Raw genomic sequence first — 8,991 nt, forward strand, 5'->3', positions numbered from 1 at the left:
GGGGGGTTCATGACGTACACGGCGACGCAACGACGCACCAGGCGGGGATACGCGGTGCTGGCCGTCTGCGGGGTGCTGCTCGCGGGGTGTTCCGGCTCGAGTGACGGCGGCCACCGGACCGGTCCGAGCGCCTCCTCCGCCTCCGTGACCTCACCGGCCGGACAGCGCGGGACGGGTGTCCCCACCGTGCGCTTCACGGTCGACCCCGCGCGCGTTCCCACCACTCCGTTCGCCGCCCTCGACCTGGTCCGCGCCGTCACCGCCGGCCCGGACAGCTATGGCCCGGGCTACATCAAGCGCCCCCCGTACGAGAGCGACCCGGCCGCCTGGCCCGTCCTCGGCACCGACTGCGTCTGGCGGCAGGAGCCCCTGCCCGGCGACGTCCTCGCCACCTTCACCCGCTACAGCCGGCTGCCCGCGGCCGACTCGAAGGGCGAGGTCCGCACCGCCGCCACCGTCACCCTGCACCGCACCGCAGCGCAGGCCGACCAGGAGATGGCCGAGACGCTGGAGGAGGCGCTGCGCTGCCCCGACCAGCAACTGCGTGCCACCGAGCGGATCAGCGGCCTGAACTCGATGGGCTCCGGCTACGGCACGAACGGCAACACCTCCGCCGACGACTACCTCATCGAGATGGGCACGTACGACGATCCGGCGCTCGGCAAGGGGGCGACGTACTACATCTGGAACCAGGTCCGGCTCGGTCCGGTGACGATCGCCGTCGTCCTCGAGGGCGGCAAGGGCTTCGGCCAGGGCGACCTGCTGACCGTCCAGGCACGGGCGGTGGCCGGGATGGAGACCAAGGTGCGCAGCGAACTGGGGGCCCAGAAGTGACCGACCGCTCCCTGCACCCCTCCGACCCGTCGTTCGTCGGCGGCCACCGACTGCTCGCCCGGCTCGGCGAGGGCGGCATGGGCGTCGTCTACCTCGGCCGTACGGAGTCGGGCGCGCTCGCCGCCGTCAAGGTGATCCGAGCCGAGTACGCGCACGATGACGCCTTCCGCGCCCGTTTCCGCCGTGAGGCGAACGCCGCGCGACGCGTGGACAGCCCGTGGGTGGTCAAGGTCACCGGCGCCGACCCCGCCGCCGAACAGCCCTGGCTGGCCACCGCCTTCGAGCCCGGCCCGTCCCTCGCCGACGCGGTCGGCCGGCATGGCCCGCTGCCCGTGCGGACGGTACGTCTGCTCGGCAAGATGCTGGCTCGCGCGCTCGCCGCCGTGCACGACGCCGCTCTGGTGCACCGGGACGTCAAACCGGGCAACATCCTGCTCGCCGCCGACGGCCCCCGCCTCATCGACTTCGGTATCGCCCGCTCCCTGGACGACACCGCGATCACCTCGGCGGACCTCGTCGTCGGCACCCCCGGCTTCCTGTCCCCGGAGCAGGCCACGGCCCGCGGCGGGCGCCTCGGGCCCGCGAGCGACGTCTTCTCGCTGGGTTGCGTGCTGGCCTACGCGGCGACCGGCCGACCGCCCTTCGGGGGCGGTGCCGTCGACGCCCTGCTCTACCGCGCCGTCCACGACAACCCCGACCTCGACGGCGTCGACGAGGAGGTGGCCGCCGTCCTGCTGCGCTGTCTGGCCAAGGACCCCGCCGATCGGCCCACTGCGGCCGAACTGGACGCCGCCCTGGTGGAGGACGCCTCCCCGGGCACCGCCGAGTGGCTGCCCGCCGACGTCGTCCGCATGGTCGCCGAACGGTCGGCCGCGATGCTGGCCCTGCCCGAGATCGAGGCCACGCTCGCCGAGGCGCCACCCGGGGCCAACCCATCGCGCCGCAGGTTCCTCGCCGTCGCTTCCGGCGGCACCGCCGTGCTCGCCGTGGGCGGGGGCGTGGCCGCCTGGGCCGCCCTGCGCCACGACGGCGGCACCGGGAGGAAGCGGGCCGCCGAGCCCGGTTGGGCGCTCGGAGTGCAGGCCGACCTCAGCGGCGCCGGCCGGGCGGCCGGGCGGGCCCAGGAGCAGGGAGCACGGCTGGCGGTGGAGGAGTTCAACGCCCGCCGCGACAAGCCGTTCACGCTGGAGCTGAAGACCTCCGACGACGCGGGCCTGGCCGACCGTGCCGCCGCCGCGGCCCAGCGGCTCGTCGACGACCCGGACGTGCTGGCCGTGCTCGGCTCGAGCACCGACGGGACGACCCAGGCCGCGCTGCCCGTCTACGACGCGGCCCTGCTGCCCGTGATCAGCATGTCCGCCGGGCAGAACCTGTACCAGAACACCCGCTCCTTCGTGCGCGGCCGCCCCCTGCACGGCACGGTCGCCATGAAGCTGGCCTTCCAGCTGGAAGCGACCAGTGCGGCCACCCCCGTCGGCCTCCTGCTGGACCGCACCGCCGGCGACGTGTCCTGGCAGACCGTCCAGATGGTCAACCTCATCGTCCGGAAGTACGGCGACGCCACCCACCCCCGCGTCGTCCCGGCCGGCACGGCCGACTTCGGGCCCGTCCTGAAGGACATGCGCGACGCCGACATCGAGGCGTTCGTCTACGCCGGACCGTTGGAGGGGGCGGTCCGGGCGGCCAAGGGGCTGGCCGGCTTCGACGGGCCGAAGTACGCGGCCGAACCCGCGCTCGACCCCCGGTTCGCCGCCGAGGAGAGCGCGGCGGGCTGGACGGTCGTGGCCGGAGCGATCGGGCCCGGCGCGGCTCAGGTCCGCTCCTTCGCCCAGGCGTTCCGCAAGCGGTACGGCCGCCCGCCCGGGTTCTGGGCGGCCGAGGGCTACGACGCGGCGAACCTGCTGATACGGCGGCTCACCGCCACCAAGGGCAAGCGTCCGGCGCGCAAGGCGCTGGTCGCTCCGCTGAAGACCGCCACGTACCGGGGCATCACCCGGGACTTCGCCTTCGATCCGCAGCTCCTGCAGCTCAGCACCCCCGCCAGCTTCGTCCACCAGGTGCGCGACGGCGCCTTCCGCTACCTGGGACCCGCCCCGGACAGGGCACCGCAGCCGAAGAGGAGGTGACGGTGCGTCCCCTCACCGCTCAGGACCCGGAGTCGGTCGGCGGGTACCGCCTGCTCGCGCGGATCGGCGCGGGCGGCATGGGCGTCGTCTATCTCGCCCGGTCCGAGGGCGGTGCCCTGGTCGCCCTGAAGGTGATCCGTGCCGAGCACGCCGCCGATCCGGGGTTCCGGGCCCGCTTCCGCCGCGAAGCACAGGCCGCCGCGCGGGTCGACGGCCGCTGGACCGCGCCCGTCACGGCAGCCGACCCGGAGGCGGCCGAACCCTGGATCGCGACCGCCTTCGTCCCCGGGCCCTCGCTCGCCGAGACCGTCGCAGGACACGGGCCGCTGCCCCCGGACACCGTACGGGCGCTGGGGGCGCGGCTCGCCGAGGCGCTCGCCGCCGTCCACGCGGCCGGACTGGTGCACCGCGACATCAAGCCGGGCAATGTGCTGCTCGCCCTCGACGGGCCCCGCCTCATCGACTTCGGCATCGCCCGCGCCGGCGGAGCCACCGCCCTGACGGCGACCGACGTGGTGATCGGCACGCCTGGCTACCTCTCGCCGGAACAGGCCCGCGCCCGCGACGAGGGGGTGGGCCCGCCCAGCGACGTCTTCTCCCTGGGCTGCGTCCTCGCCTACGCGGCGTCCGGCCGGCCGCCCTTCGGCGGCGGAGTGGCCCCCGCCGTGATCTTCCGCACCGTCCACGAGGACCCCGACCTCGACGGCATCACGGAGGACGGCCTGCGGATCCTGGTCGCCCGCTGTCTGGCCAAGGACCCGGCCGCCCGTCCGACCGTGCCGGAACTGCGTGCCGGGCTCGGCGACTTCGGCACCGACGACTGGCTGCCGCCCGGGCTGCCCGCAGTGATCGCCGAACGCACGGCCCAGGTGCTGCACCTGCCCGAGCCCGAGCGGCCCACGGCGCCCGGGACACCGGTGGCCGAGCCGTCCGCCGCGCCGAGCCGCCGGCGTCTGCTGGCTCTGGGCGGCGCGGCTGCCGTCGTGCTGGCCGCCGGCGGCTCCACGGCCGCCTGGCTGACCGGCCGCGGCAACGGGCCGCCCCGCGCCACCTCCCGCCCGCGCCGTACCGTCGCCGTGCAGGCCGACCTCTCCGGTTCCGGCAAGGCGCTCGGTACCTCGGTCGAGCGCGGCGTCCGGCTTGCGGTGGAACAGCACAACGCGCGCGCGGACCGTCGCTTCGACCTGGTCCTGACGGTCCTCGACGACGCGGGAGACGCGGACCGGGCCAAGGAGGTGGCCAGGCGCCTCGTCACGGACGGCCGAGTGTGCGCGGTGATCGGGCCGACGTCCGACGCCACGGCCCTCGCGGCCGAGGACCCCTACAAGAAGGCGTTGTTGCCGATGGTGACGGCCTGGGCGGGCTCGGACGCCCTGTACGCCGCCGTGGACACGAAGAACCCCACGTCGTCCGTGTTCCAGCTGCGCCCCTCCGACTCCGCGATCGGCGCGCCCCTGGTCCGCTATCTCACCAGCCTGCGCCCGGCCCGCCGCACCTTTCTCGTCGAGGACCAGGCGGCCCGGGACTACAGCTGGCTGATCGCCCACCCCCTGGTCGAGAGCCCTCCGTCCCACGGCACGGTCACCCGGCACCGGATCGCCGCCGACACCGGTGACTTCGGCCCCGCCGTCGCCGCCGCCCTCGCGGCACGCGCCCAGGCCGTCGTCTACTGCGGTGACTCCCCGAGGCGCGCCGCCTCCTGCGCACGGGCGCTACGGGCGGCGGGGTTCACCGGCACCCCCGCGGCGACCCAGGCCGTCCTCACACCCGAGTTCCTGAGCGCGGCCGGCGCGGCGGCCGAGGGATGGGTCTTCTCGGCGACGTTCGTGGACCCGGCCCGCCTGACGTCGGCCGCCGGTTTCGTACGGGCGTTCAAGAAGCGGTACGGCGTCCAGAGCGTCGGTTGGGGCGCGGCTGAGGCCTACGACGCCCTCGGTCTCGTCGCGCAGGTCCTCGCCACCGTGGGAACGGGCTCTGTGGACCAGGGCAACCTCACCCACCGGCTGCGGGCCATGGCGTACCGGGGCATCACCCGGACGATCGCCTTCCGAACGTACTCCGGACAGGCGAAGGAGGAACCCGGGTTGTTCCTGTGGCGGGTGGAGCACGGGACGCCGCGCTTCCTGGGCCAGTACCAGGAGGCGAAGGTCTGACGAGCTCGTGCACGGCAGGCGGTGAGGCGTCGTGAGTCTCGGCGGGACCGGACGGTCACGTCGTGCGTGTTCGGGTCAGGTCGGCGGTCCGCTGGTGGGTCAGCAGGGCGGCGACGGCTTGGACGGCGGCGGTCGGCCCGGCTCCGGGGCCTGGGGCCCGGTGCCGGCGAGGGCGGGGAACGCCTCGAAGGAGGGGGAGGCGTACGGGAGGTACTCGGCAGTCCGCTGGTGTGGTCCTTTCAGCTTGTGCGGCCGAAGCAGCGTTCGAGTTCGTTCAGGTCGTAGAACGTGCTGCCTTTCGACACCGGGCGGCAGCCCTGCTTGAAGGCGGTCTCTTTCTCGTTGTAGAGCATGCGTACCAGGTAGGTGTTGCCCTTGCGGAAGACGTCCCACTGGATGTTCGCGGCCATGGGGGCGACGGACGCCCCGCGCCACGCGTTGTCGGCGTAGGCGTACGGCCGGTCGGGCGTCGCCGCTTCGGTACTGCCCGGCAGGCCCATCAGTGCGGCCAGCGGGATGATCTCCTCGGCGTGCGTGAAGCGCAGCTCCGCGCCCAGTGTGCTCGTGCCGTCGCGTTTGGCCTCGACCTGATCGAAGAAGTCGTCGAGCAGGACGTCCGCCATCTTGTAGGTGATGTCGTTGTCCGCGAAGCCGGGGCCCTTCTCATAGAAGTCTTCGGCGTCGCTCAGGTATCCGTACCATGCGGCGTCGCGCGGCGCGATGTAGCGCTCCATGGGCAGGGCGCGGCCGTCCGGCGTCTCGGCGCTCATGGCCGGGGCGATCGCGTAGAGGTCGTAGACGGCCTGGGCGGCGTCGACGTCCGAGGCGACGGAGGAGAACTCGCCGTCCGCGATGCGCTGGACGAACGCGGGTTTGAAGATCTTCTCCAGGATCCTGCGAGCGGCCTGCCCGGTGGCGGGCTGATCGGCGATGCCCTTGAGGGTGGCGGCCAGCCGCTGGTCGTGGTCGATGTAGTCGCGGTAGGCCGCGCCGCCGGCCGACTTGTGGAAGTAGAGCAGGTCCCTGTCGGACCGGGCGGGCCGGATGAGCGGCTTCAGGGCGGGGGCGTCAGCGGCGAGGGTGCCGGCGAACACGTTCCCGCTGGCGACGGCGCGTGCCTCGCCGGAGTTGACGACGTCGATGGGTTCGGAGTCCTCGGCGATCCGACGGAACAGGTCCGGAAGGCGCTGCTCCATGCGTGCGGCGGCGCCCCGCAGCTCCTGCTCGCCGCGCCCGCTCAGGTTCCCGTAGCCGATCTTGTCCATGGCCGCAAGGAGCGTTCGCACGTCGGGCCCGAACCGCTTGCCGACGGGGGTGAGCTGACCTTCGTCGGCGGCCTGGTCCCACAGCCCGAGGATGAGGTCGCCGTCCTTGCTGCTGGTCGCGGCACGCGAGCCGTGCCGGGAGACGGTCTCGATGAAGACGGGGACGTAGCCCCTGGGAGCGTGCTGGTAGCTGCGGACGTTCTGCTGCGGCTCGTACGACGCCTTGGTCCCGTAGCTGTCGAGGGACCGGGAGCCGGTGGCGTGGGCGGGCACCGAGGCGGCGAGCAGCGCGGACAGAGCGAGGGCGAGGACAGGGGCGACCCGTTTCATGAGGCGCAGCTTGATCGGTGCGGGTGAACGGAGGCCGGCCCTGAGGTTGCCGTAACTGATCCCCACGCTGTTCTGCCGGACGTGGTGAGCCCTTCGTGTGGTTCAGCCGCCCAAGGGGGCCGACGATGCTGCGTCTGGATCTTGACCGGCAGGCTGTCCCGGGCGCGCGTGTTTCGACCCCTACAACTCCCACGCGCTCCGTGGACTCGCTTGGATGCTTTCCCTCCTTCCGCCTCTGCCGGACACCGTCCCTGCCCTCGTCGGCCTCGTCGAGACCTCTCTGGACCACCGGTCCAAAGACGCTCCCCGCTCGCCTCAGGTGGCCGAGGCGGGCATCGTCGCGCTGGCTCTGCTCGGGGACCGGGCAGCGCGGACGGAACCGGAGACCCTGAGCAGACGGGTCACCCACAAGGGCACGTCACGGCGTATGGACAAAGCGCTCGCGATGCTCTGATCAGGCCGCGGCCGCCTCCGCCGGCACCTGGATCACCACGCCGTCAGCCCCATCGGAGGACCCGGGAGAGGCGCGGTCCTCCGAACGGCCGGACCCGCCCCGGCAGCGGCGGCTCGACGGGAGCGGTCCTGCACGCGGCCTCACCGTACCGCCGGATCCACACCGGACCCAGAAGGCCTGCATCTGCCCGGGACAGCCCGCCTAGTCCGTCCGGACGGCCGCAAGGTGGGCGTCGACGGCGACGACACCGGCGACGCCCTGGCACAGGCCCACGACCACCGGGACGAGACGCGGATCCGGGACATGACCCCGCAGGGTGACGGCGCCGTCCCGGACATCGACCGCGACGGCGCCCTTCTCCAGACCGAGGATGCGCCCCAGGACGTCCCGCTCGACCTCGCCGCGGATCTCGGCGTCGGAGCGGATGAAGGTGTCCAGCAGGTCGCTGCGGCTGACGATGCCGGTCAGGAGTCCGTGGTCGCCGACCACCGGCAGCTGCTTGACGTGCCGGCTGCGGAGTTCCCGCGCGGCCCGGGGGATCGTCCAGTCAGCACGGGCGGTGAAGACGGGCCTGCTCATGAGCGCGCCCGCGGTCCGGGCCCGAGCCTTGCCCCAGGCGTGCTCGTCGTCCCCGTCCCGCCCCTGCGGATCGGGCATGCCGGTCTCGTGCCGCAGCACGTCGGACGCGGACACGACGCCGATGGGAACGCCCTCGTCGTCGACGACCGGGGCCGCGGCGACGTCGTTGGCGTCCAGCAAGGCGGCGATCTCGTGGAGCGGTGTGTCGGGGCGGAGGGTGATGACCTCCTCGGTCATCACGTCACCGACAGTGCGGCGGTGCGGCATGGCATCGGCCTCCTCCACTTCGCGACGGGGCGTGACCGCGGCCTCCCCGCCTGCTCGTCCACACCCGTCTCCCTACCCATGACAACACCGCGTTGCTCCGGTGACCAGTGGCGTTCGTCCCGGCGGGGACGGCCGACTGACCCAGGACGGCGTCCAGCGGGCCGCTCACCGCGTGGCCGGCGCGTAGCCGCCCCCACCCGCTGGAAGAAGCTCGCTCGAATCGTCATTCGGGGACACGGCCATGTTGTCCCATCGTGGTGACGAGGGTGGAGGAGATGTGGGCCAGGGCAGGGTCTGCGGCGATGAAGAACGTTTCGACTCCGGCCAGTTCGTGGTTCATGCGGGCCATCGGAATTTCGTGGTCCAGGTCGGAAGCGCCGCGGACTCCGCGGATGACGACGTCGATTCCCTTCTGGCGGCAGTAGTCGACCAGCAGGCCGCCGGTGTGGGAGTCGACCGTGACGTTGCTCAAGCCGGTTGCTGCCGCGCGGAGCCGGTCCAGCCGTTCCGTGATGGGAGAGCGGCCGGTCTTGTTCGGATTGACCATCACGCACACGACGACCTCGTCGAACAGGAGGGCAGCTCGCCGGAGTACGTCCTGGTGCCCTTGAGTGACCGGGTCGAAGGATCCTGGGAAGAGGGCTCGCATGACAGCAAAGAGTAACAAGTGGCCGCTCCCGGTAGTGAAGCGCGAGGGCAGCCGAACCGGCGAGATCACGCCTGACAGGAGGAACATCCAGCCACGAGCATTCGCCGGCCGTTCGGCGCCGAGGACAGCCGCTGCGCGGTCTCGGCTCAGGACACCGGCCGGGTCAGCGGCGCCGCGGGTGCCGGTGTGTCGTGGCCGCCGGTCCGGTTCAGGTCGTGGTCATGAACTCGCGCAGGTCGGCGTTGAGCCGGTCGGCGTGGGTGACGTAGAGGCCGTGGCCGGCGTTGTCGTAGACCTTCAGGGTGCTGTGGGGCAGAAGGCCGGCGCTGCGGCG

Annotated in this window: 7 protein-coding genes; 4 read left to right on the forward strand and 3 right to left on the reverse strand. The window is 72.9% G+C overall.

Annotated elements, in window-relative coordinates; all coding sequences use genetic code 11:
- Positions 1–9: 9 nt before the first annotated feature.
- From ACF061_RS24875 to ACF061_RS24885, 3 genes are read left to right on the forward strand one after another with little or no spacing between them, the layout of a single operon-like run.
- On the forward strand, positions 10–834 hold the full coding sequence (locus ACF061_RS24875) for a hypothetical protein (protein ID WP_392269160.1): 825 nt from the start codon (positions 10–12) through the stop codon (positions 832–834).
- A complete protein-coding gene (locus ACF061_RS24880; protein WP_392269161.1) occupies positions 831–2,960 on the forward strand; it encodes an ABC transporter substrate-binding protein in 2,130 nt (709 codons plus the stop codon). The genes ACF061_RS24875 and ACF061_RS24880 overlap by 4 nt, the downstream gene beginning before the upstream one ends.
- Positions 2,961–2,962: 2 nt before the next feature.
- Entirely contained in the window at positions 2,963–5,113 is a 2,151-nt protein-coding gene (locus tag ACF061_RS24885; protein ID WP_392269162.1) for a bifunctional serine/threonine-protein kinase/ABC transporter substrate-binding protein, read from the forward strand.
- Between the two features lie 239 nt (positions 5,114–5,352).
- Here ACF061_RS24885 and ACF061_RS24890 read toward each other — a convergent pair whose 3' ends face one another.
- On the reverse strand, positions 5,353–6,708 hold the full coding sequence (locus tag ACF061_RS24890) for a histidine-type phosphatase (RefSeq protein ID WP_392269163.1): 1,356 nt from the start codon (positions 6,706–6,708) through the stop codon (positions 5,353–5,355).
- Between the two features lie 214 nt (positions 6,709–6,922).
- Between ACF061_RS24890 and ACF061_RS24895 the strand changes: the two genes are divergently transcribed.
- Positions 6,923–7,162 carry a hypothetical protein gene (locus ACF061_RS24895; RefSeq protein WP_392269164.1) on the forward strand — a complete coding sequence of 80 codons (240 nt, stop codon included), beginning with the start codon at positions 6,923–6,925 and terminating at the stop codon, positions 7,160–7,162.
- Positions 7,163–7,363: 201 nt separating this feature from the next.
- On the opposite strand, the gene ACF061_RS24900 is transcribed toward ACF061_RS24895, so the two are convergent.
- Together ACF061_RS24900 and coaD are read right to left on the reverse strand one after the other, a co-directional pair.
- Positions 7,364–8,008, reverse strand: a complete 645-nt coding sequence (locus ACF061_RS24900) for a CBS domain-containing protein (protein WP_392269165.1) — start codon at positions 8,006–8,008, stop codon at positions 7,364–7,366.
- 223 nt (positions 8,009–8,231) lie between these two features.
- The gene (coaD, locus tag ACF061_RS24905) at positions 8,232–8,657 is read right to left on the reverse strand and encodes a pantetheine-phosphate adenylyltransferase (protein WP_392269166.1); all 426 of its coding nucleotides are present in this window, start codon (positions 8,655–8,657) and stop codon (positions 8,232–8,234) included.
- Between the last annotated feature and the right edge of the window lie 334 nt (positions 8,658–8,991).

Origin of the sequence: Streptomyces sp. NPDC015220 (assembly GCF_043079345.1) — a bacterium.
In the GTDB taxonomy this organism is placed as follows: Bacteria; Actinomycetota; Actinomycetes; order Streptomycetales; family Streptomycetaceae; genus Streptomyces.